This window comes from Streptomyces sp. cf386 (assembly GCF_900103585.1).
Lineage (GTDB): Bacteria > Actinomycetota > Actinomycetes > Streptomycetales > Streptomycetaceae > Streptomyces.
The window spans coordinates 169,836-192,473 of record NZ_FNHV01000018.1 but is presented as its reverse complement, the minus strand read 5'-3'; the positions used below and the strand labels follow the sequence as shown (position 1 = coordinate 192,473).

General features: G+C 68.6%; 20 protein-coding genes and 1 pseudogene. 10 read left to right on the top strand and 11 right to left on the bottom strand.

What is annotated here, in order from left to right:
• Nucleotides 1-292: 292 nt before the first annotated feature.
• Nucleotides 293-805 carry a MarR family winged helix-turn-helix transcriptional regulator gene (locus BLU79_RS36695; RefSeq protein WP_256333595.1) on the bottom strand — a complete coding sequence of 171 codons (513 nt, stop codon included), beginning with the start codon at nucleotides 803-805 and terminating at the stop codon, nucleotides 293-295.
• 101 nt (nucleotides 806-906) lie between these two features.
• Here BLU79_RS36695 and BLU79_RS36690 point away from each other — a divergent pair, with 101 nt between their 5' ends.
• The 7 genes and pseudogenes from BLU79_RS36690 to BLU79_RS36660 all read left to right on the top strand — a co-directional run bounded on the left by BLU79_RS36690 (nucleotide 907) and on the right by BLU79_RS36660 (nucleotide 8,227).
• A complete protein-coding gene (locus BLU79_RS36690; protein WP_093910314.1) occupies nucleotides 907-2,385 on the top strand; it encodes an MFS transporter in 1,479 nt (492 codons plus the stop codon).
• Between the two features lie 49 nt (nucleotides 2,386-2,434).
• A pseudogene (locus BLU79_RS36685) lies at nucleotides 2,435-3,038 on the top strand (sigma-70 family RNA polymerase sigma factor); the annotation flags it as partial.
• Nucleotides 3,039-3,366: 328 nt separating this feature from the next.
• Nucleotides 3,367-3,816: a PhlB family protein gene (locus tag BLU79_RS36680; RefSeq protein ID WP_093910312.1), complete on the top strand. Its 450-nt coding sequence runs from the start codon at nucleotides 3,367-3,369 to the stop codon at nucleotides 3,814-3,816.
• A 60-nt stretch (nucleotides 3,817-3,876) separates the two neighbouring features.
• Nucleotides 3,877-5,121, top strand: coding sequence for a CaiB/BaiF CoA transferase family protein (locus BLU79_RS36675; protein ID WP_256333594.1), 1,245 nt, complete (start codon nucleotides 3,877-3,879; stop codon nucleotides 5,119-5,121).
• Nucleotides 5,122-5,211: 90 nt separating this feature from the next.
• Complete coding sequence (locus BLU79_RS36670) at nucleotides 5,212-6,387, top strand: acyl-CoA dehydrogenase family protein (RefSeq protein WP_093910310.1); 1,176 nt, start codon at nucleotides 5,212-5,214, stop codon at nucleotides 6,385-6,387.
• A 23-nt stretch (nucleotides 6,388-6,410) separates the two neighbouring features.
• A complete protein-coding gene (locus BLU79_RS36665; RefSeq protein ID WP_093910309.1) occupies nucleotides 6,411-7,193 on the top strand; it encodes an electron transfer flavoprotein subunit beta/FixA family protein in 783 nt (260 codons plus the stop codon).
• A 68-nt stretch (nucleotides 7,194-7,261) separates the two neighbouring features.
• Nucleotides 7,262-8,227 (top strand): electron transfer flavoprotein subunit alpha/FixB family protein, encoded by a 966-nt coding sequence (locus BLU79_RS36660; RefSeq protein ID WP_093910308.1) that lies wholly within the window; start codon nucleotides 7,262-7,264, stop codon nucleotides 8,225-8,227.
• Between the two features lie 117 nt (nucleotides 8,228-8,344).
• Here BLU79_RS36660 and BLU79_RS36655 read toward each other — a convergent pair whose 3' ends face one another.
• Nucleotides 8,345-8,839: a flavin reductase family protein gene (locus tag BLU79_RS36655; protein ID WP_093910307.1), complete on the bottom strand. Its 495-nt coding sequence runs from the start codon at nucleotides 8,837-8,839 to the stop codon at nucleotides 8,345-8,347.
• Nucleotides 8,836-10,017 (bottom strand): acyl-CoA dehydrogenase family protein, encoded by a 1,182-nt coding sequence (locus BLU79_RS36650; protein ID WP_093910306.1) that lies wholly within the window; start codon nucleotides 10,015-10,017, stop codon nucleotides 8,836-8,838. The genes BLU79_RS36655 and BLU79_RS36650 overlap by 4 nt, the downstream gene beginning before the upstream one ends.
• A 419-nt stretch (nucleotides 10,018-10,436) precedes the next feature.
• Here BLU79_RS36650 and BLU79_RS36645 point away from each other — a divergent pair, with 419 nt between their 5' ends.
• Nucleotides 10,437-11,387: an AraC-like ligand-binding domain-containing protein gene (locus BLU79_RS36645; protein WP_177001322.1), complete on the top strand. Its 951-nt coding sequence runs from the start codon at nucleotides 10,437-10,439 to the stop codon at nucleotides 11,385-11,387.
• A 100-nt stretch (nucleotides 11,388-11,487) separates the two neighbouring features.
• Here BLU79_RS36645 and BLU79_RS36640 read toward each other — a convergent pair whose 3' ends face one another.
• The 6 genes from BLU79_RS36640 to eno form a co-directional block, all read right to left on the bottom strand.
• The gene (locus BLU79_RS36640; protein WP_093910304.1) at nucleotides 11,488-12,354 is read right to left on the bottom strand and encodes a 3-hydroxybutyryl-CoA dehydrogenase; all 867 of its coding nucleotides are present in this window, start codon (nucleotides 12,352-12,354) and stop codon (nucleotides 11,488-11,490) included.
• Nucleotides 12,355-12,577: 223 nt separating this feature from the next.
• The gene (locus BLU79_RS36635) at nucleotides 12,578-13,486 is read right to left on the bottom strand and encodes a LysR substrate-binding domain-containing protein (protein WP_093910303.1); all 909 of its coding nucleotides are present in this window, start codon (nucleotides 13,484-13,486) and stop codon (nucleotides 12,578-12,580) included.
• Nucleotides 13,487-13,571: 85 nt separating this feature from the next.
• Nucleotides 13,572-14,672 carry an alcohol dehydrogenase catalytic domain-containing protein gene (locus tag BLU79_RS36630; protein WP_093910302.1) on the bottom strand — a complete coding sequence of 367 codons (1,101 nt, stop codon included), beginning with the start codon at nucleotides 14,670-14,672 and terminating at the stop codon, nucleotides 13,572-13,574.
• 49 nt (nucleotides 14,673-14,721) lie between these two features.
• Nucleotides 14,722-15,273, bottom strand: a complete 552-nt coding sequence (locus BLU79_RS36625; RefSeq protein ID WP_093910301.1) for a carboxymuconolactone decarboxylase family protein — start codon at nucleotides 15,271-15,273, stop codon at nucleotides 14,722-14,724.
• Nucleotides 15,274-15,330: 57 nt separating this feature from the next.
• Nucleotides 15,331-16,335 (bottom strand): VOC family protein, encoded by a 1,005-nt coding sequence (locus BLU79_RS36620; protein ID WP_093910300.1) that lies wholly within the window; start codon nucleotides 16,333-16,335, stop codon nucleotides 15,331-15,333.
• A gap of 59 nt (nucleotides 16,336-16,394) precedes the next feature.
• Nucleotides 16,395-17,705: a phosphopyruvate hydratase gene (eno, locus tag BLU79_RS36615; RefSeq protein WP_093910299.1), complete on the bottom strand. Its 1,311-nt coding sequence runs from the start codon at nucleotides 17,703-17,705 to the stop codon at nucleotides 16,395-16,397.
• A 564-nt stretch (nucleotides 17,706-18,269) separates the two neighbouring features.
• Here eno and BLU79_RS36610 point away from each other — a divergent pair.
• On the top strand, nucleotides 18,270-18,836 hold the full coding sequence (locus tag BLU79_RS36610; protein ID WP_093910298.1) for an NADPH-dependent FMN reductase: 567 nt from the start codon (nucleotides 18,270-18,272) through the stop codon (nucleotides 18,834-18,836).
• 81 nt (nucleotides 18,837-18,917) lie between these two features.
• On the opposite strand, the gene BLU79_RS36605 is transcribed toward BLU79_RS36610, so the two are convergent.
• Entirely contained in the window at nucleotides 18,918-19,949 is a 1,032-nt protein-coding gene (locus BLU79_RS36605; protein WP_093910297.1) for a LacI family DNA-binding transcriptional regulator, read from the bottom strand.
• Nucleotides 19,950-20,134: 185 nt separating this feature from the next.
• On the opposite strand from BLU79_RS36605, the gene BLU79_RS36600 reads away from it, so the two are divergent.
• Entirely contained in the window at nucleotides 20,135-20,914 is a 780-nt protein-coding gene (locus BLU79_RS36600; RefSeq protein ID WP_093910296.1) for a fumarylacetoacetate hydrolase family protein, read from the top strand.
• A gap of 155 nt (nucleotides 20,915-21,069) precedes the next feature.
• On the opposite strand, the gene BLU79_RS36595 is transcribed toward BLU79_RS36600, so the two are convergent.
• A complete protein-coding gene (locus tag BLU79_RS36595) occupies nucleotides 21,070-22,338 on the bottom strand; it encodes an MFS transporter (RefSeq protein WP_093910295.1) in 1,269 nt (422 codons plus the stop codon).
• Between the last annotated feature and the right edge of the window lie 300 nt (nucleotides 22,339-22,638).

Sequence of the window (22,638 nt, the reverse complement as noted above, 5' to 3'; positions counted from 1 at the left end):
ACGATCAACTCACGCGCCCCAGCCCCCACCATGCACAGCTCAACGAGCCACCTGGGGGCTGAGCCACGGCCAACCATGCACGAGGTCGTTAGGCAAGGCGGCTTCTGTCAGGGGGAAGGAACTTTGTAAATGGGCTGGTCAGGGCGCTGACATGGCTTCCTGTGATCACCGCTGCCGCCGCGTACTCCAGCGCTGACACCTGACAGTTCCTGTGCCCGCGCGGGTTCCTCGCCCTGACGTGAGCGGACGGGGGTGCCGGTACGGTCGCGAAGTGTGGGACCCCGCCAGGCGTTCAAGACTCCGTCGTCGGATGTGTGGCGCGGGTCCGTGGCCGTGACTTGGCCAGGCCGGTTTCCATGGCGCCGAGCAGGGTGAGGGCGGCGTCGAGGTGTGTGGAGTCGTGGTGGGCCGCTGCTGAGACGGCTGCGGCCCATTCCCGGCGGACGAGGGCGTAGTTGGCGCGTCCATGTTCGGTGACGTGGACGGTGACACCGCGGCGGTCGCCCGGGTCGGCGCGTCGCTCGATGAGGCCCTTCTGCTCCAGTCCGCGCAGGACGGTGGAGAGGTTGGTGCGCTGCAGTCCGGTCGCCGTGGCGATGCGGTTGGGCGGGGCGGCGGGCTCGTGCTGGAGGTAGCGCATCACCATGCCCTCGGACGGGGAGAGCGGGATGGCCCGCTCGTCGGTGTAGCCGCGGAACTGGATCTCCCGACTGATGATCAGGATGAGGTCGGCCAGCTCGGCCCACCGCTGCTCATCGTTCGGCGCGGTCATCGAGCCCGTTGGGTGTGTCTGCTCCTCCGTCACGGCTCCAGGGTACGGGGTTGCCCGGAAGTGGTTATGACCTCATACTCATTGCGAGGCATGTAGTTATGACCTCATAATCTCTCTGCCTTCTGGAGGCTGTCATGACGACGATCACTTCCTCCCGGCATGCCAGGGCGAGCAGGCTCTCGCCCCATGCCGCGGCCCGCGCAGGCGGGCTGCATCCGGCCGGGGTGTTCATCCTGCTGGCCGGCGCGTTCCTGCCGATCATGGACTTCTTCATCACCAACGTGGCTCTGCCCAGCATCGACGCCTCGCTGCATGCCTCGGCATCGTCGCTGGAGCTGGTGATCGCCGGGTACGGCGTCGCGTACGCGACGTTGCTGGTTCTCGGCGGCCGGCTGGGCGACCGCTACGGCCGCCGTCGCGTCTTTCTCGGCGCGTTGGTGGGCTTCGTACTGGCCTCACTGGCCTGCGGAGTTGCTTCCGACGTGGGCGTCCTGATCGGGGCCCGCATCGTCCAGGGCGCCACTGCCGCCCTGCTCATTCCGCAGGTGCTGGCGACCTTCCATCACGTCCTGGAAGGGGAACGCAGGGCGCGTGCCGTGGCGTTGTACGGCGCCACCTCCGGAATCGCCGCCGTGGTCGGGCAGTTGGTGGGAGGGTTGTTGGTCAGCGCCGACATAGCCGGCACCTCCTGGCGACCGATCTTCCTGGTCAACGTGCCCATAGGCGTGCTGGTGCTGGTCGTCGCGGCCCGCGTCGTGCCCGACACCCGTTCGCACCATCCGGTCGGCATCGACCTGCCCGGCACCGTGCTGTTCGCCGCCACGCTGACCGCCCTGCTGGTTCCCCTGACCGAGGGTCACTCGCTGGGCTGGCCGTGGTGGACCTGGCTGTCGCTCGCCGCTGCGGTCGTCCTCGGCGCCGCCACCTACGTCGTGGAGAAGCGCGCCGAGCAGCGTGGCGAGGTCCCGCTGCTGCCGCCGTCCGTGCTGCGCCTGCCGTCGATGTCACGCGGCCTGGTCATGGTGTTCGCCTTCAGCGTCGGCTTCGGCGCGTTCATGTTCGTCTTCGCCCTCACCGTCCAGAACGGCCTGCACGCCAACGCTCTGCACGGTGGCCTGGCCATTCTGCCCATGGCCCTGCTGTTCTTCGCCGGTTCCCTGCTCGCGCCCCGCGTCATCAGCCGCTACGGCAGGGCGGCCCTGACCGCAGGTGCCATCGTCCAACTCGTCGGCCTGGCCTTGCTGGTGACGGTGCTGGTTGCGAACTGGCCGCATGTCGGTCTCTGGGCCATGGCCGGGCCGCTCGCCCTGGTGGGCGCCGGGCAGTCGATGCTGTTCGCCGGTCTGTTCCGCAGCGTGCTCGCCGACGTTCCCGCCCACCTCGGCGGCATCGGCAGCGGCGTACTGATCACCCTGCAGCAGAGCGGACTCGCCCTCGGCGTGGCCACGCTCGGGACCCTCTACCTGACCCTGGGTCCGCACGACGTCGCTCACGCCTTCGCCGACGTCGAGTACGTGCAGATGGGCATCGTGGCCCTGCTCGCGGTCGGCGCCGCCTCCCTGCCGCGATTCACCGAAGGTACCTCGGCGGCCGCTCCGGTCGTCGACGTTTGAGCCCGCCGCCCCGCGAGCGGGGAACCCAGGCCGCCATGCAGGAGGCCCTATGAGCACAGTCATGGACGGTGCCGACCGTGGGCGCCAGGGCCGAAGGGAGTCCGAGGCGCAGCGTCACGCGCGGTTCGAACCGGCCCTGGCGTTCCTCGACCGGCTCTACTCGGCCGCCTTGCGCATGACCTGCCATCCGGCCGACGCCGAGGATCTGGTGCAGGAGACGTATGCCAGGGCCTACGCCTCGTTCCACCAGTTCCGCGAGGGCACGAATCTCAGGGCGTGGCTCTACCGCATCCTCACCACCACGTTCCTCAACTCCTGCCGCGCACAGCAGCGCCGCCCGCAGCGTGACGGCACGGTGGAGATAGAGGACTGGCAGCTTGCCCGCGCCGAGTCGCATACCGCCACGGGGCTGCGCTCCGCGGAATCGGAGGTGCTCGACCGCCTGCCCGACGGGGATGTCGAAGCGGCGCTGCGGGCCCTTCCGGAAGGATTCCGGATCGCCGTGTACCTCGCCTATGTCGAGGGCTTCACCGTTCGGGAGATCGCCGACATCATGCAGACCCCCGTCGGCACGGTGCTGTCCCGACTGCACCGGGGGCGCACGCAGTTGCGCTCGCTGCTGGGCGGATCACGCCCGTGAGAACGGGCTCGTTCGATGGGAAGAAAGGCGCAGGCGGAGGACGGAGAAGACGACACTGCAACCCCCTGCAGACAGGGCGCTGCCCATCCGCCATACCTCTGGTCCTACGACCGTGGCCACCTGGGCAAGATGCTCGATGATGGCCCTGACCCGTCGGGGGCCGCGCTGTGAGGATAGCGCCTGGAAACCGGCTCTGACCTCAGCGAATGGAACGCGTTCCGCGCACAAAGATGCGTCAGCTCGTCGTTGACCGGCGATCTGCGACAGGGCCAGGGTGGTGGAGCCAGATCGGATTCCGATCTCCCGTTTTCCGGTCACCGAACTGCGTGCAGGAGGCCGTGATGCTCCGGACAGACATCCGTGAACCCGCCGAGTTGCGGGAAGACCGCGAAGCGGCTGCCGCCGCCACGATCGCGCCCGCCACGACCGCGCCCGTCACACCGAACACCCCGGCGGGCTGCCGCGAACTGCTCTTCCAGCGCTGCCTCTGGTGCGGCACTCCGGCCTACCGCCGTTCGTTCTGCCGTGCCTGTGGGTCCACGGCCTTCAAACGGGAGCACAGCACGGGTGCCGGGGTCCTCGTTCGCCGTATCGGACAGACCCCGCTCAACACCTGGTTCGTCGCGATGGACGAGGGATTCACCCTGGTCTGTCAGGTCACCAGGACGGCACCGGTGGTGGTCGCGGTCGGGGCGAGGGTACGTGTCGTGCGGGCCGTCGCGCCCCTCGATCAGGGGCTTCCCCTCATCGAACTCACCTACCGTGCAACGGCTTTGGAGCGCTGGTGGTGACGGGGAGCGACTCCGGCCATGTCACGTTCGCGTAGGCGGCACGATCAGAGAGGAGGGTGCGTGGGCACCCAGTACAACGCGCCGGACGGATGGGCCGGCGTTGTCGACGGAGCGGGACGGGGCGCACTGGAGGGTGTGCGTATCGCCGACTTCTCCCGGGTTCTCGCGGGTCCCTATGCCACGATGCTCCTCGCCGACCTCGGCGCCGACGTGGTGAAGGTGGAGCGGCCGGGGATCGGGGACGACACCCGGGCCTGGCACCCTCCCGCGGACCACGACGGAACGTCGACGTATTTCCTGAGCGTCAACCGGAACAAGAGGTCCGTCGTACTGGACCTGACGACCGAGGCGGGCCTGGAACAGGCCCGTGCCCTGGCCGCCGAGTCTGACGTGCTGGTGGAGAACTTCCGGCCCGGCACGATGGAACGGCTGGGGCTCGGACATCAGGAGCTCCGTGCCCGGCGCCCTGAGCTGATCTACTGCTCGATCAGCGGTTTCGGCAGCGGAGTCGGCGCCGCGATCCCTGGATACGACCTGCTCGTGCAGGCCGTCGGCGGCCTGATGAGCGTGACCGGGGACGTACACGGGGAGCCGGTGAAGGCGGGAGTGGCCCTGGTCGACGTGATCACCGGACTGCACGCCTCGCTCGGCATCCTGGCTGCCCTGCGGCACCGGGACGCCACCGGAGAGGGGCAGCTCGTGGAGGTGAACCTGCTCGGCTCCCTGCTGTCCGCCATGGTCAACCAGGCATCGGCCTTCGCTGTCGCCGGTGTCGTACCGGGGCGCATGGGCAACGCACACCCGAGCATCGCCCCGTACGAGACCTTCCCGACCACCGACCGTCCGCTCGCCCTCGCGGTGGGCACCGACCGGCAGTTCGCGGCGCTCGCCGAGTGCGTCGGGGATCCCGGTCTCGCCCTCGATGACCGCTTCCGCAGCAACGCCGACCGGGTCGCCCACCGTGCCGGACTCCGGGACATCCTGGTCCAGCGGCTCAGCGCGGCAGGTGCCGACCACTGGTCGGCCGTCCTGCTGGCCGCCGGGGTGCCCGCCGGACCGGTCAACACCCTCGACGATGCCTTCGCCTTCGCGCAGAAGCTCGGCCTTCCCGGCATCGTCGACATCCCCGCCGTCCCGGCCGACGGAGAAGAAGGCAGGCCCTCCCGCCAGGTCGCGCACCCCATCGCGCTGAGCGGAACACCCGCGCGGTACCGCCTGCCCCCGCCCCGCCTGGGCCAGCACACGGCGGAGATCCTCCACGGCCCCTCCAGCCCTGCCGGCCGGTCCGACTCCGCCTCCGCGTGACACGGAGCGGCCACCTGACCGTTCGCGGCGTCGGCACCACGACCGAACCAACCCACCGGATTTCCCACCCCTGATGACAAGGATCCCAGCATGAACGGCAAGCCGATGAAGGACCCCCTCGAACTGCTCGACATCGCCTCCGTCCTCACCGACGAGGAGCGCGAGATCCAGGCCACCGTCGCCAGGTTCCTCGCCGACCGGGTGCGCCCGCACATCGGCGAGTGGTTCGAGAACGCGCACTTCGCCCGTGAACTCGCTCCGGAATTGGGGAAATTGGGCGTTCTCGGCATGCACCTCGAAGGCTACGACTGTGCTGGGACGAACGCGGTCAGCTACGGCCTCGCCTGCCTGGAACTGGAAGCGGCCGACTCGGGCTTCCGCAGCTTCGTCTCCGTACAGGGGTCGCTGTCGATGTTCTCCATCTGGAAGTGGGGCTCGGAGGAGCAGAAGCAGGAGTGGCTGCCCCGGCTCGCCGCCGGTGAGGCGATCGGCTGCTTCGGCCTGACCGAACCCGACTTCGGCAGCAACCCCTCCGGAATGCGCACCCGTGCCGTCCGGGACGGCGACGACTGGATCCTGAACGGCTCCAAGATGTGGATCACCAACGGCGGCATCGCGGACGTGGCCACCGTCTGGGCACAGACCGAGGACGGCATTCGCGGCTTCCTCGTGCCGCGCGGCACGCCGGGGTTCACCACGCAGGACATCAAGCAGAAGATGTCGCTGCGCGCGTCCATCACCTCGGAGCTGTACTTCGACAACGTACGGCTGCCCGACGCGGCGCGACTGCCGCTCGCCGAGGGCCTGCGCGGACCGCTGTCCTGCCTCAACGAGGCACGCTTCGGCATCTTGTTCGGTGCCGTCGGCGCCGCCCGCGACTCGCTCCAGGCGGCCATCGAGTACGCCGACTCCCGCGTGCAGTTCGACAAGCCGATCAGCGCATTCCAGCTCACCCAGAAGAAGCTCGCCGACATGAGCGTGTCCCTGGGCAATGCCGCGCTGCTCGCCCTCCACCTGGGCCGACTCAAGGACCAGCACCGCATCAGGCCCGAGCAGATCAGCGTCGGCAAGCTCAACAACGTCCGGGAAGCTATCGCCATCGCTCGGGAGTGCCGCACCGTCCTCGGGGCCAACGGCATCTCCCTGGAGTACTCGCCGCTGCGCCACGCCAACAACCTGGAATCCGTGCTCACCTACGAAGGCACCAGCGAGATGCACACGCTGGTCGTCGGTCAGACGATCACCGGCTATCCGGCGTTCCGCTGACCACCGGCTGAAGGACTACGCCTGTGAACATCGTCGTACTCGTCAAGCAGGTCCCCGACACCAGTGCCGAACGCACTCTGTCCCAGGCCGACCACCTCCTCGATCGCGAGGACGCCGACCTCGTCCTGGACGAGATCAACGAACGCGCCGCCGAAGAGGCCCTGACACTGAAGGAGACCGCGGACGCCCACATCACCGTCGTCTCCATGGGACCCGACTCCGCACTCGATGCCATCCGCAAGGTCCTGGCGATGGGCGCCGACCGCGGAATCCACATCTGCGACGACCGGCTGCGCGGCGCGGACCTGCTGACCACCGCCAAAGTCCTGGCGGCCGCCGTGCGGACGGTGGAGGACGTCGACCTGGTACTGGCGGGCAACGCGACCACCGACGGACAGGCGAGCGCGGTCCCGGCCGTCGTCGCCGATCTGCTCGGCCTGCCGCAGCTCACGCACGTCCGGCAGCTGACCGTGGAGGCGGGACAGGTGAGCGCCGAGCGCGAGACCGAGGGCGGCGAGGCGACCCTGAAGGCGCCACTGCCCGCGCTGGTCAGCGTCACGGAGAAGATCAACGAGTCGCGCTACCCCTCCTTCAAGGGCATCATGGCCGCCAAGAAGAAGCCGGTGGACACGATCGACCTCGACGACCTGTTCCCCGACGCGGACGACGCCGGGTTCCTCGTGACCCGCACCCGCGTCGTGGAGGCCGTCCCGCGTCCGCCGCGGGCCGCCGGAATCCGCATCACGGACGACGGCTCGGCCGGCCGACAGCTCGTCGAGCACCTCATCGCCCAGAAACTCGTCTGAACCGCGCCCCGCCCCCCTGTCTCGACCAAGCAGCGCGACCAGGAAGCACGATCAAGAAGCAGGCACCCATGCCCGATGTCCTCGTCCTCGTCGACCACGACGGGGAACGTGTCCACAAGTCCATCTACGAACTCCTGGCTGCCGCACGGCGGCTGGGGGACCCGGCCGCCGTCGTCGTGGGAACTCCCGGTACTGCGGCGCGTCTCAATGAATCCCTAGCCCGCCACGGCGCCACCAGCGTCTACGCGGCTGAGTCAGAGGAAGCAGGACAGTTCCTCGCCACGCCCGCCGTCGACGCCCTGGAACTCGCGGTTCGGGACGCCTGTCCCGCCGCCGTTCTGGTCTCCGCGACGACGGACGGCAGGGAGGTGGCGGGGCGCCTCGCCGCGCGGCTGGACGCAGGGTTGCTGATCGATGCGGTCGACCTGGACCCCTCCGGGGTGGTCACCCAGATCGTCTTCGGCGGGTCGTACACCGTGCGCTCCGAAGTCACCCACGGCACGCCGGTGCTCGCTCTGCGTCCGGGTGCCGTCGAGCCGGAGGAGCACCCGGTTGCGGCGGTGGAACGGGAACTCGTGCTGCCGTCGGTCGACCCCTCGGCCTCCGCCCGTATCACCGACCGGCGCGCCGCACCCGCGGGCGACCGGCCAGGGCTCACCGAGGCGAGTGTCGTCGTCTCCGGAGGCCGCGGTGTCGGAGGAGCGGAGGGCTTCAAGGTGGTGGAGGAACTGGCGGACGCCCTGGGAGGTGCGGTGGGTGCTTCGCGTGCCGCGGTCGATGCCGGCTACTACCCGCACCAGTTCCAGGTCGGGCAGACCGGCAAAACCGTCTCCCCCCAGCTGTACATCGCGCTGGGCATCTCCGGCGCCATCCAGCACCTCGCCGGAATGCAGACCTCCAAGACGATCATCGCGGTCAACAAGGACCCGGAGGCGCCCATCTTCGGCCTCGCCGACCACGGCGTAGTGGGCGACCTGTTCGCGGTGGCTCCCCAGCTCACGGAGGAAGTGGTCGCTCGTCGCGCAGCCCGCTGACATGGTTCGCGGCCTGAGCAGTGGAGTTCGCCCAGGATGATTCCCGCGCGGGAGCCCCTCGACTCCCGCTACCTGCACATCGGGGGTCGAGGGGCTCCCATCGCGGCTATCGGCCCATCAGACGGCCAGGCGCCTGAACCGGCTGCCGTGGAACACCAGTGGCTCCCGGTCGGGTTCGGCCTTCAGACCGTGTATCTCCAGCACGACGATCGTGTGGTCGCCGCCGGGGAACTCGGAGCGGACGGAGCAGTCCAGCCAGAGGTTGGCGCCGTGGACGTACACGCTGCCGTCCTCGCTCGCCTCCCAGTCGACGTCCGAGAACCGGTTACCGTCTTTCCCGGCCAGCGAACGGCAGATCAGGTCCTGCCCCTCGGCCAGCACGCTCAGGCCCAGGCGGCTCTGCTTCCGCAGTTTCGGCCAGGTCGACGAGGTGTCCTGGACGCAGACAGACACCAAGGGGGGTTCGAGGGAGACCGGAGTGAACGTACTCGCGGCCATCCCCACCGGCGTACCGGAGTCAAGTGCGCACAGGGCCGTCACCCCGGACGGGAAGCAGCCGAACGCCTGGCGCAGTTCGGCGGGATCCGACGGTGTCGTGACGAGCGGGCTCATCGGACGTCCTCCTGACCCGACAGGACCGCGCCCAGGCGCCGCAGCGAGCCGTTGTTGCCCGCCACATGCTGGGAGACGCAGCGGACGTCGCGCCAGCGACGCTGCATCGGGCTGGAGCTGTAGAGGCCCGCGCTGCCCGACAGCGTCATGATCTCGTTGAGGATCCGGATGCCCTCGTGGTGGATGTGCTGGTGGCCGCCGGTGTAGCTGAACCACTCGGTTGGGGTGGGCTCCTCGCCCGCCAGCGCCCGGTCCATGACGGTGCGGCCGGTCTGCTCCATCAAGGCCGACAGCGCCGCCGTGCGCAGGTGCAGATCGGCGAACTTCTCCTGGAACACCGGGTCCTCACCGATGACCACCCTGGGGTTGAACGCCGGCCGCTTGGTGGCGGCCAATTCGGCGAGATCGCCGAGCGCGCCCTCCAGACAGCCGATGATGACGGCGTCGTGCGAGGCACCGGTGGCGGTGTACGGCAGGTGGTAGAAGGGCGCGGGGATGTTGTTGCCGCCCACCAGCGGGCCCGTGAAGTGTTCGGGCACGAAGACGTCGTCCATCGTGAAGTCGGTGCTCTGCGTGGCACGCAGGCCCACCGCGTCCCAGGTGTCGAGGAACGTGACCTGCTCGGGGCGGACCAGCGCGACGCGCATGTCCGGACGGCCGTCCGGCAGCGGCGGCGCGCCCTCGACCACGAAGCCCGCGAGGATCCAGTCAGGGGTGAAGGAGCCGCTGGCCAGCGGCCAGCGGCCAGCGATCCGGTAGCCGCCCGCCACCGGCGTCGCCTTGCCCTTCGGGGCGATCGCCCCACGGAGCATCAGGTCGCCGCCGTTGCCGAAGACCTCCTTCTCGAACGTCTCCCGAGGCAGCGACCGTACGAAGAACCAGGCCATCGAGGCTGCCTGGACGGTCCAGCCGGTCGATCCGTCGGCCCGTGAGATCTCCCGGACCACCTTGGCGCTCTCCACCAGATCGAGCTGTTCACCGCCCCACACCCTGGGCAGGCTCATCCGGAACACACCGGCCTCGCGCAGCGCGGTGATGATCTCCGCGGGGACCGCCCGGGCCGTCTCGGCCTCGGCGGAGCGCGCCGCGATCTCGGGCAGGTGTGCGCGCACCCGGCCGAGCACGCTGTCGTCGGTCGTCCGGTCCTGGGACGGAGTGGGCTGGAGCAATGTCGTCATGATCGGTCCTTGAGAATGCTTTTGGTCCGGGGGGACCTGGTGCGGCTGATGGATGGTTGCCTCAACGGCTTGAGGAGAAGGGCCGCCCGCTCCCCCGGGACGCTCCCGGCTGAGGACGCGGCAGCGAGGTTCCGGCGGGGCGGTTCACCGGGCCGTGTCGTGCTCGTCCTGCACGGACCCCGGCCGATATCTCCTCGTCACTGCCCGAATGATGTGGGGAGAGGCACATGGCCCGCTTGTGTACGGGAGCACAGGCAATTTGCTTGGCTGAGCACCACTCCCCGGACGCCGGCGACAGCCGAAAAGATCCGTCGTAAAGGCCGGTTACGGCTCGTCCGGTGCGATTTAGAATCCCTCTCAGGAGGAGGGCAATTCGAGTTCTTTTCCTCGGGGACCGGATGCGCCAGGAGGTGAGCCGTATGCCCCGGATAACGACGCCGAGCGATGGCACGGCCACGGAGAGACTGGAATGCTGGCGGGACGCCGTCAGCCGGAATCTGGCGCCCCTGGATGTGCTGCCGCGCGAGAGCTCCGACTTCCACGCGTCGCTGCACGCCGCGCGGTTCGGCCAGGTACTGATGTCCCTCATCACCGCCGAACCGCACAGCATCGCCCGCACCCGCAGGCACATCGGCTCCGACGCACCCGACTTCGTCCAGCTCACTCTGCAGCTCTCCGGGCAGGGCGTCCTCACCCAGAGAGACCGTCAGGTTCGGGTGGGTCCGGGCGAACTGGTGATCTACGACACTCGCCGTCCCTTCACCTACGAGCTCGATCAGCGCCACAGCGGCCTCGTACTGATGTTTCCGCAGGCCATGTTGAAGATGGCGGAGCGTGATCTGGCGCGGGTGACGGCGACTGCGGTGTCGCGTCATGACGGGCTCGGCCCGGCGGTACTGCCTTTCCTGTACGGGCTGGCTCAGCAGGTGGAGCACCTGGAGTCCCGTGGCACGCCCCGGCTCGCCGACAACGTGGTCGACCTGATCGGAACCCTGCTCGCGGAGCGCGCCGACGCGGACCGGGCAGCCGAGGGCGACGGCCCGGACCAGCTCACCCGGCGCATCCTCGCGTACATGGAACAGCGGCTCCCCGACCCCCGGCTGAGCCCCGAGGGCATCGCGGCAGCCCACCGCATATCCCGCCGCTACCTGTACAAGTTGCTGGCCGAGCAGGGGTACACCGTCGCGGGCTGGATCCGGGAACAGCGTCTCGCCCGGTGTCGGCAGGACCTCGTCGATCCCGCCATGGACCACCTTCCGGTCGGTGCTATCGGCGGGCGTTGGGGTTTCCCGGACCCGGCCCACTTCAGCCACGCCTTCAAGGCGGTGCACGGCATGAGCCCCCGGGAGGCGCGCGCGGCCCGTGGATGACGTCGGCTGGTGGGCGAAGGCCGTGCCGCTGCCGGCGGGCGGTCGGCGCACGGCAGCTGTCTGCTCGGCGGCGGCAGTCGCCCCGCTGGAGCGCCGGCCCTCAGGCCGCCTGGTAGTTGAAGAACCCCTGTCCCGACTTCCGGCCCAGCAGCCCCGATTCGACCATCCGGCGCAGCAACGGGGGAGGGGCGTACAGCGGTTCCCGGTACTCCTCGTACAGCGCCTCGCCTATCGCCGCCACGGTGTCCAGGCCGATGAGGTCGGCAAGGCGCAGCGGGCCCATGGGGTGGGCGCAACCGGCGGTCATCCCTGTGTCGATGTCCTCCGCCGTCGCCGTACCCGAGCTGACCATCCGGACTGCTGCCAACAGGTAAGGAATCAGCAGGGAGTTCACGACGAAGCCCGCGCGGTCCTCGGCGACGATGGTCTTCTTGCCCAGGATCTCGCCGGCGAAGGCACGCACGCGCAGTTCCGTGGCCTTCGAGGTGTGCAATGACGGGATCACCTCGACCAGTGGCAGGACCGGGACCGGGTTGAAGAAGTGCAGGCCGACCACCGCCTCCGGCCGCCCGGTAGCCGCAGCGAGCCGGGCGATGGGGATCGAGGAGGTGTTGCTGGCCAGCACGGCGGCCGGGTCGGTGACCACCTCGTCCAACTGCCGGAACAGCGCCGTCTTGGCCTGCTCGTCCTCCACGGCAGCCTCGATGACCAGGTCCGACCCGGACAGGCCGGTGAGGTCGGCGGTGACCGAGATCCCGGCCAGGGCATGAGCGCGGTCGTCCGGGGTGATGGCGCCGCGCTTCTCCGCCTTGAGCAGGGAGTCCGCAACGCCGGCCAGTCCGGTACGGGCCCTGTCCTCGGTCACGTCGCACAACGTGACCTGCAGTCCGGCCCGGGCGCAGACCTCGGTGATGCCCCGGCCCATTTGTCCGGCCCCGACGACGCCCACGTGCTTGATCGATGTCATGTGTTCCTCCGCCTGCCCTCTCCGTCCGGCGGCGGTCGACGGCCGCCGCCACGGTGTCTGGTGCCGTGTCGAGCGTAGGCTGGGTGCACCCCCTCTGACCTGCTCAGATGGTGCGTTTTCCGCGTACAAACATGCGTCGGTTCGGCATTGACCGGACAGCGAGGCGAGCACGAGGAGGCCGCAGTGGGCTCGGGGGGCGGCCCGTTGGGGGGACGCCGCCGCTTCAGCCGGCAGTGACCGTGGCGGCAGCCGCCTCGCGCAGACGGCGGATCACAGCGCGGACCGCGGGCGAGGTCTCGCTCCTGCGGTAGGCGCCCACCAGTCGGGTGGTCAGCGGTACGTCCGCCAGCGAACGGTAGGCCACACCCGGGATCTGCACACGGCGCAGTGAATCGGGGACCAGGGCTACCGCGAGACCACCACCCACCAGCGTCAGGGCTGCAATGAAGTCCCGCACCGGGGGAGCGCACCGTGGGCTGAAACCCCCCTGCTCCGCCACCTCCAGGATCTGGTCGCGGCAGCCGTACTCCTCGTCGAAGTGCGGGGCCACGAACTGCTCGTCGCGCAGCTTCGCCGCCGGTATCGCCTCGTAGGCCGCGAGCGGCGCGTCGGCCGGAAGCGCCAGGACGACCTTCTCGGTGAGCAGACAGGTGGCCGTGACTTCGGGCGGGTACTCGGGCCGCCAGCGCAGGAATCCGACGTCGATGTCCCCGCAGGCCAGCGCCTCCAGCTGTGCAGGGGTCTCCAACTCGCGTACCTGCACGGTGAGCTGAGTGCCTGGCGCCGCGCAGCGGGTGAGGACGTCGGTCAGCACTCCGGAGAACGCGGCCGAGGCGACGTACGCGATCTGGGCGTGCCCCAGCTCCCCGCGACCGGCACGGCGGCCCACTGCCTCGGCCCGGGCGACCTGGGCGAGCGTCAGCCGTGCCTCCTCCAAGAACAGCTGCCCGGCACTGGTCAGCGCCGGGCGGGTGCGTCGTCCACGGTCGATCAGGCGTACGCCCAGGTGTGACTCCAGCGCTCTGATCTGGGCGCTGAGGGCCGACGGGGCGAGATGCAGACGGTCCGAAGCCCGCGCGAAGTGCAGCTCCTCCGCGACGACAACGAACGATTCCAGCCAGCGCAGTTCCATCGGCTCCTCCGTCCTGCTGGGACACCCCGCGGCGGCGTCAGGGCAGAACAGGGCCGCCGCGGGGTGAGTATGAACGATCAGCGGTTCAGGGCGTCACGACGTAATTGCTGAATCCGCCGTCGCTGTCCGTGGCGCGTCCCGAGATCGCCTCGTTGACATTCGACAGGGGGAAGGGCTTGGTGATCAGGTAGGACAGGTCCAGGGCTCCGGTGGCCACCATGTCTGCGACTTCCTGGCCCTGTGCGGTGGTGAACCAGTTGGAGCCGATCAGCTGGACCTGCTCGTCCATGAGCCACTTCACGTCCACGGGCAACCGGTCGGCCACGCCCCCGACGTTGACCACCTTGCCGCCCCGGCGGACACCCTGCATCGAGTCGAGCATCGTCTCGACCGGGGCCTTTGCCCCCAGGGCGCTGATGACGAAGTCCGCCCCCTCGCCGCCGGTGCGGGACTTGGCCCACTCGCCGGTGGAGCCCTCGCCCAGCCGCATGACTTCGATCCGGTCCGGGGCCAGTTCCTTGACACGCTTGAGGAGCTCCTCGTTGCGGCCGGTTCCGAGGACCTTGGAGACGCCCGAGGCCAGCGCGAGGAGGGTGGAGGCGACGCCGAGAGTGCCGGTGATTCCGTCGATCAGCGCGACCTGGCCGGGGCCGGCCGCGGCGTGCTTGAGGGCTCCGTAGGAGGTGCCGATGTAGCCGAGCTTGCCGGCCTGCTCGAACGTCATGTTGTCCGGGATGTTGACGATCGAGTACTGCGGGGCGGTCATGTACTCCGCGAAGCCGCCGTAAGGGTAGAGGTCGAAGATCCGCTGGCCGTCACGGGACGTGCTGAAGTAGCCGTTCAGCGTGAAGTAGCGGCACCGGCTGAGTTCGCCGCCGCGGCACACCTGGCAACTGCCGCAGGACCGCAGGGGGCTCACATAGACCCGGTCGCCGGGCTTGGTGTTGAGTACGGCCTCGCCGACCGCCTCGACCACACCCGTGGGATCCAGGCCGAAGATCGCGGGGAGCTTGGGCAGCGGCTGGTGCGGGTACCAGGTGGGCCAGTTGTTGATCACGTTGGCCATGTTCGGCACGATCCCGCACGCCTTGACCCGCACCAGCACGTCGGTCGGCCGTGGGGTGGGCACGTCGATCGTGTCCACGGACATCGGCTCACCGAGCGCGTGCAGTCGTGCAGCGAGCATTTTCGCCATTGAAATACTCCTGAATTGATGAGCCGTACGGTGCCGATGACTACGAATTCGGGAAGGGGTCCTGGTAATTGGCCTCAAGGTCGATGTCCAGCAGCCCCATGATGCGGACGCCGGAGTTGTACCAGGCAATGGACAATGACAGTTCGACCATCTGCCGGTCCGTCAGAAGGTCGGCGGCGGCACGCCATGTCTCCTCCGACACATCGACCCGGAGCGTGGATTCTCTGGCGAGGCGCATCACCGCCTTCTCCGTCACGTCGAACAGGTCGGACGACTCGAAGTCGGCCACCGCCGCGAGCTGTTCCTCTGTGAGCCCCGCCTTGAGACCGTGCGACTGGTGGTGCGCGACCTCGTACGCGGACCGGGTCGCGTGACCTACGGTGAGAATGGCCAGCTCGCGCAGTTTCGGGCTGAGGTCGGCGGCCCGCAGCGAGTTGGCGTAGGTCAGGAAGGCGTCCAGCTGGGTGGGGGCGTTGGCGAGGGCGAGGAAGATGTTCGCGGTCGGTACCTTGCGTTCGGTCTCCAGCCGGTCGTACAGCGGCTTCATCGACTCGTCCGCGTCCTCGCGGCGCAGGTAGGGCACTCGTGCCATGGCGTCTCCTTGGGGGACTGACATGCGAAGGGTCGGGGGAAGGGAACCTGCGAAAGGTCAGGGGAGGGGCTGTTCGAGCAGGAACCGCTCCAGCGACATGGGCTTCGGTGGTTCGGCCGGCGGGATCTGGGGCGCGCCGACGAAGGGCGACGCCTCGAAGTACCACTTCTCCAGGGCCGGCAGGCCCCAGCGGGCGTTGGTGCTCAGCGATGCAGCGTCCCAGCGGACGGGCTCGATCTCGGTGTCGATCGTCTGGTAATGGCTGTTGAAGACCTCCACCCGGTGGCCGTCGGGGTCGCGGAGGTAGACGAAGAGCATCCCGCCCGGACCGTGCCGTCCGGGGCCCCGCTCCACGCCGTCGCCGTAGCCGAGGATGCCCGCCCAGTCGCAGGCGGTGAAGATGTCGCGGCTCTCGGAGACGGTGTAGGCGAAGTGGTGCAGGGCGGGACCGGTGTTCTCCACGATCGCCAGGTCCAGACAGGTGCCCTTGCGGTACATGAACGCACCCAGCAACGTGTCGCCGTGCTCCAGGTACTCCGAGTTGCGGAAGCCGAGCTCGCTGTAGAACGCGCACAGCTCAAAGGTGTCGGGCGCGAAGACCTGGTAGTGGTCCAGCCGCTGCGCGTGGGCGCCCTTGTACCGCTCGAAGTCGATGTGCAGCCGAGGCCTGGTCTCCATGTGCGCGCACAGTTCCAGTGGCGTACCGATGGGGTCGCTGACGTGCAGGGTGCGGCCCTGGTACGGGACGTCGACCCACTCGGCGGGCAGCCCCCGGTCACGGAACCAGGCGTACGCGAGATCGAGGTCCTCGTCGAAGAAGACCCGGAAGCCGATCCTCCGGCACGAGCCCGCGCCCTCCTCGTCCAGCTCCAGAACGAGGCTGTGGTGACAGGCTTCGGCCAGGCCGCGCAGATAGCACGTGCGCTCGTCCTCATCGCTGACGACGAGACCCAGCGCGTTCACGTAGAAGTTCCGGCTCTCGGCCAGATCGGCGACCGTGAGACGGACGTGGCTGGAGCGGGTGATGTTGAAACTCGGGCGCAGATTGACGGGTGGCAGCATGCGGGCCTCCGTGCTCCGATCGGCTCTGGAATGCGATGACTGTAATACTTCGATGCGTTTTACGGCTTGGCCGCAATGGGCCCTGATCCGGCGAATGTGAGGGCGGACCACCCGCTGAATTCCGCGGATTCACCGAGGGACTCCTCGATGCGCAGAACCTCGTTCCATTTCGCCATGCGCTCGGAGCGCGTGAACGAGCCGACCTTCAGCTGGCCCGCGTCCCATCCGACACTGAGATGGGCAATGGTGATGTCCTCGGTTTCCCCGGAACGCGCCGAGACGATCGTGCCGAAGCCGGCATCCTTTCCAGCACGCAGCGCCTGGAACGCCTCTGTGACCGTTCCGGCCTGGTTCGGCTTGACGAGAACGGCGTTCACCGCTCCGGCGGTTGCCGCCGCCTCCACCCGCTTGGCGTTCGTGACCAGGTAGTCGTCGCCGATCACCTGGCAGCGGTGGCCGTAGCGCCGGGTGAACTCCAGCATGCCGTCATGGTCGTCCTCGCCCACCGGGTCCTCGACGGACAGGATCGGATACTGCTCGATCCAGCCGCCCAGCATGTCGATCAGCTCTTCGGTGCCGAGGGTGCGGTCGTCCAGGGCCAGCGTGTACCGCCCGCCACTGCCGAACTGCGAGGCGGCGACGTCCAGTGAGATGCCCACCTGGGTCGAGGGAGTGAAGCCCGCGGTCTTGATGGCGCGGGTCAGTGTCTCCAGCGCCTCCTCGTTGGAGTCGAACGCGGGCCAGAATCCGCCCTCGTCGGCCACTCCCTGTGCCTTGCCCGCCCGACGCATGAGGCTTCCGGCCGCCCGGTAGATCTCCGCGGTCCAGTCCAGCGCTTCCGAGAAGCTTGCTGCCGCAGGGCACATCACCATGAAGTCCTGTACGTCGACCCGGCGGTCCGCGTGGGCGCCGCCGCCGAAGATCTGGATCTCCGGCAGCGGGATGCGGACCGGTCGGCCGCCCGCCAGGTGTTGCCACAGCGGTACGCGAGCCGACGCGGCGGTGGCGTGCAGGATGGCCATGGACGTGGCCACGATCGCGTTGCCGCCGAGACGGCTGCGGTCGGGGGTTCCATCGAGGTCCACCAGGAGACGGTCGACGGTCTCCTGGTCGGTCGCGTCGAGATCCATGAGGGCGGGCGCGAACTCGTGGTTCACCGAGCCCACCGCGCGGTGGACGTCGAACCCGCCGAAGCGGTCGCCGCCGTCGCGCAGATCGAGCGCTTCGCCCTGCCCCGTCGAGGCTCCTGCCGGCGCGATGGCCCGCCCGATCGCACCGTCCGCCAGGTGGGCTTCGACCTCGACGGTCGGCCGGCCACGTGAATCCCACACCCTGCGGCCGTGGAGTTTGGCGATCCGCGCGTCTGTCATGGCGGTGCAACCTTTCGGAGTTCGGACGATCGGAGGAAGGGCGGTGTCTCGTGCCGGCGCCGGTCACGGTGGGGCGGACGCCCCGGAGATCTGAGGCGTGTGCAAGGTCCTCGCTGACGAACCGGTGGGGGTCGAATCAGCGGTGTGACTTCCGGACCGGGTGCCGGGTACTACCGGTGTCGGCGGCGGGCGAAGTGTCGTACGGCTCTCTTCGCCGTCGTGCCGGAGTCGACCCGGGGCTTACGGGTGCGAAGGGCGATGACGAAGATTGCTCGCTCATCGCGGCTGGCATGCTAACGATAGCGCAATCGTGCGAAGTGTCGGCGTCGATGTCAAGGGGGTAGCTAGCACTGTGCACCTGCGGGCAAGGGGTTTGCTTCGCTCTATTGGTTCACTGGCGAGTCAATGCTATCGTTCGCACGATTCCGCTCCGGCGATGACTCCGGCGGGCCTGCGCTCTTCCTGGACGGACGGACAGCACAGGAAAGGGGCGGGTCCGCCGGGCCCGGCCGCGGCCGAAGAGAAAGCGAGCCCGATATGGCACCCGATGCCTCTGTGGCGCCGATGACCCTCACCACCGTGGTGGCCAGTACTCGTCCCGGACGGGTGGGCAGGTCCGTCGCGGACTGGTTCACGGCCCGGGCGGCTGAGTACGACGAGTTCGAGGCGCACACCGTCGACCTGCAGGAACTCGCTCTGCCCTTCTTCGACGAGCCGCATCCGCCCGCCCTACGGCAGTACACGAAGAGTCACACCCGTGAGTGGAGCCGGATCGTCGACGCGTCGGACGCGTTCGTGTTCGTCACCCCGGAGTACAACGGCGGCTTCCCCGCCCCGTTGAAGAACGCGTGGGACTACCTCGTCGTGGAGTGGCAGCACAAGCCGGCCGGCTTCGTGAGCTATGGAGGTGTCTCGGCGGGCACCCGGGCGGTGCAGATGGGCAAGCAGGTCGTCGCGAATCTGAGGATGCTGCCGATCGGTCCGACCGTGAGCATCCCGTTCGTCAACGAATGCGTCGAGGACGGAGCCTTCCGGCCCGGCAAGATTCACGAGACCGCTGCCGAGCAGGTGCTCGACGAGCTCGTACGCACCGCCCGTGTCATGCGCCGGTTGCGCAGCGGAGCGTACTGACCTGCCGCCGGACACACGGAAGGCGCCCGGAGCAGTGAGCTCCGGGCGCCTTCCGTGGATGGGGTGGGCGCCGCCCGCGGTTCAGCGGGGCCTGGACGGAGCCGGGCCGCCGGGGGGCGCCGTGCTGCCGCGCAGGACCAGTGATCCGGGGGAGACCGACGTGTACGGGCCGTCGTTGCTCGGCTTGGTCTTGAGGCGGCGCATCATCCACAGGGCGCAGCCGGCGGCCATCTCCTGGATCGGCAGGCCGATCGTGGTCAGTCCCGGACCCCACCAGGAGAAACCCGGCTCGTCCCCGAACCCGACCACGGACAGTTCCCCGGGCACCTTCACACCCTGCTTGGACAGCTCCTCCAGGACGCCGAGGGTGAGCTGGATCGATCCCAGTACGAGCGCGGTGGGCGCATCCGGCTCCTTCAGCAGCCGGCGCACTGCCTGGCGGCCGTGGTCCACGGACGACGGCGGTCCCAGCTCCGTCCGTCCGGCATCGTCCGGGAGGCCGCCTTCGTGAAGAGCGCTGCGGAAGCCCTCCAGGCGGTCCGCACCCGTGGGTAGTTCGACCGGGCCGCCCAGGTAGGCGATGCGGGTGTGCCCCAGCTCCACGAGATGGGCGGTGGCCCGGCGCAGTGCCTCACGGTCGTCCACGCCGAACCACTGGGAGCCGAGCGACGGGTGGCGGCGTAGCAGCTGCAGGTGCGGCATCGTGCGCAGGAGTTTGACGGAGTCGCTGTGCGGGCGCGCGGTGGGCACGATGATGACGCCCGCCACGCGGGTCGCGGACAGCTCCCGCAAATGGCGCAGCTCCACCATCCGGTCGTCGTCGGTCTCCGAGAGCATCAGCTGGTAGCCCTCGGCCTCCATGCTCTTGGACAGCTCGTGCGCGATGGTCGAGTAGAAGCTGTTACGGATGTCCGGGATCACCAACGCGACCACATTGCTGGACGCGCCCCGCATCATCCGCGCAGCGCGGTTGCCGACGTAGCCCATCTCGGAAGCGGCCTGGCGGACCCGGAACTTGGTCTCCTCGCTGATGCGGGAGTCGTCGGAGAGTGCCCGGCCGACCGTCGAGACGGAGAGTCCGAGGCGTTCGGCGATGTCCTTGGTGGTGATCACGTACTGGGCCCCCTCGGGTGACTTGTCCCGTGCCGCTTACTTTCCGTGTGCCAACGATAGCGTTCGCGTCGCGCTCTGTGGTCGGAGAGGAGGGGCCTCGGGTTGATCATTGCCGTTGTGCTAACGTTAGCACTGCTGGATGGGCCGTGCAGCCGTCCCCGGCTGCCTAGTTGCGGAGGTATTCCGTGCGGATCGTCAGGTATGCCGTCGACGGTGTGCGTCACTACGGTGAACTGGAAGTCGGTGACGCCCGAATCGCCAGATTCGAGGGTGATCCCTTCACCGGGCTGTCCCCTACGGGGCACATTGACAAAGCCGACGACGTGGTCGTTCTCCCGCCGCTCGAGCGGCCCCGGATCTTCGGATTCGCCTACAACTACGCCTCACACGTTGACGAGACCGACCGTGAGGTTCCGGAAGTTCCCGTGTGTTTCATGAAGCCGAGCACGGCGGTTGTGGGGCCGGGTGACGCCATCGTCTATCCGGCGGACGGCGAACTGATTCATTTCGAGGGCGAGTTGGTTGTCGTCATCGGAAAGGAAGCCCGCCATGTGAAGCCCACCGAGGCCCACGAGTACATCCTCGGCTACACCTGCGGCAATGATGTCAGCGATCGCATCGTCCAGCGCAAGGAAAGCAAATACGGAACGCTTCTGATCGGAAAGGGGCAGGACACCTTCGCTCCCCTCGGACCGGTCATCGCGACCGAACTCGACCCCTCGGGACTGTCGCTGACGACGCGTGTGAACGGCACCGTCGTGCAGTCGGCGAGTACGGCCGACCTGCTGCTCGCCGTCCCCGACATCGTCAGCTACCTCAGCCGCTATCTGACGCTGCTGCCCGGCGACGTGATCATGACTGGTACGCCTTCCGGTGTCGGGCCGATCCGTCCTGGTGACGAGGTCGAGGTGGAGATCGAGGGCATCGGCGTCCTGCGCAATCCGGTCGTGGCCGAGAGCTTCTGACTCGGGATGCCCGCGGGGCCTGCCCACCGCTCGGCGGTGGGCAGGCCCCGCGGCATGTCGGCGGTGCGCCACCGTGTCCTGCCCATGGTGTGTCGCCGTGTCGCGCCAGGTTCGCCCGGTGCGACACGGCGACAGATGTCCTGCGGATGGGCTCGCTAGCGGACCGCGTTGTTGAACTGCGACGTGCGGACGAAGATGAGGGCGGCGACGGCCAACAGCGGCAGGACCGTGACCTGCAGCAGCCCGGCCTGGCTCCAGCCGAAGGAGTCCACCAGGGCGGCGAAGAGCAGGCCCGAGAACGCCGCCGGCCCGTAGTAGCTGGAGACGAAGAGGCCGGAGGCGCGTCCGATCTGTTCGGGGCGGACGGCCCGCTGGATCGCGCTGTTGGTGTTGGGGTAGATGAAGCCCAGCCCGAAGGCGCCCATGAGGAAGGCGAACACGCACTGCACGCCGACGCCGGCCTGCGTTTCGTAGATGCACACACTGATGGCGGAGACGGCCAGCAGGCTCACGATCAGCAGGGTGCGCTGGTTCACCCGGTCTCCGAGCCAGCCGCCGAAGATGGCCGTCATGCCTCCGAACCCGAGAAGGCTCATGGCCAGCGCGGCCTGCTCGGTGCTGTAGTGCAGCGAGGTGATGAGGTACGTCGGGTAGAGACCGAGGAACCCGTAGATGGCCACACCGCTGACGACCGAGTGGACCGCCAGCGCGATGGTGTTGCGGTTGTAGGCGGAGGTCGGCATGTGCTCGTAGGTCTTCGTCGCGACGACCTTCTCCACGGAGGTCTCGGTCAGGCCGGTCTTCACGAGGAACAGGGAGACGGCCGCGATCAGCAGCCCGGCCGCGCCGAACACGTAGAAGGGCGAGTGCCAGGTGCCGTGCGTGCTCATGAGCCGGACGCCGATCAGCGGGGCGATGAAGACGCCGATGGAGTAGCCCGCACCGATGACACCGAAGGCGAGGCCGCGCCGGTGAGCGAAGAAGGCGCCCATCGCCGCGAAGATGGCGGCTGACTGCATGCCCTCTCCGAAGCCCGAGACCACCCGGTACGCACTCATGTCGGCGAAGCCGGTCGCCAGCGGAGTGGCCATCGTGCCCAGGGAGTAGATCACGATGCTGACCAGCAGCACGGTCTTGCGGCGGAAGCGGTCCAGGAGATAGCCCGCGGGAAGGCCGGCCAGGGCCATGCCGAGGGTGAAGTTGGTTGCCAGTAGTCCGCCCTGCTCCAGCGAGAACCCGTAATCCTCACGGATGTTGGGCAGCAGGGGAGGGAAGACCTGGCGGTCCATGGCGTTGACCATGTAGGAGAGGACGATCAGCAGGAAGCCCACCGCGATCATGGGGCGGGAAAGGGGAGGCCGGTTGCGTTCCTGTGTTTCGCCGGCGGGCACCGCGCTGGTGTCGACTTGCGCTGCGTGAGTCATAGCGGCTCCTGAGGAGGAATTGGCCGCGGCAGGCCACGGCGGATCCATCGCCTGCACGGGGCTGTGCGGGCGATGACGAGAAGCGGTGAGCTGAACACGGACTTGAGTCGGCGACGGCGAGGGTTTCGCCGGTCGGCGGAATGCGGGAGGTGGGCTGCCGTGCGGTCGGACACCGCATGCGAATTCAGCCGTATACCGCCCGTCGGGACGTCCGTGGCTATGGCGTCTTCGACAGCCGGACCTCGTGTGGACACTCGTTGGTCACACGGTCGGTGCTGGCAGAAACCATGAAGGGAAGTC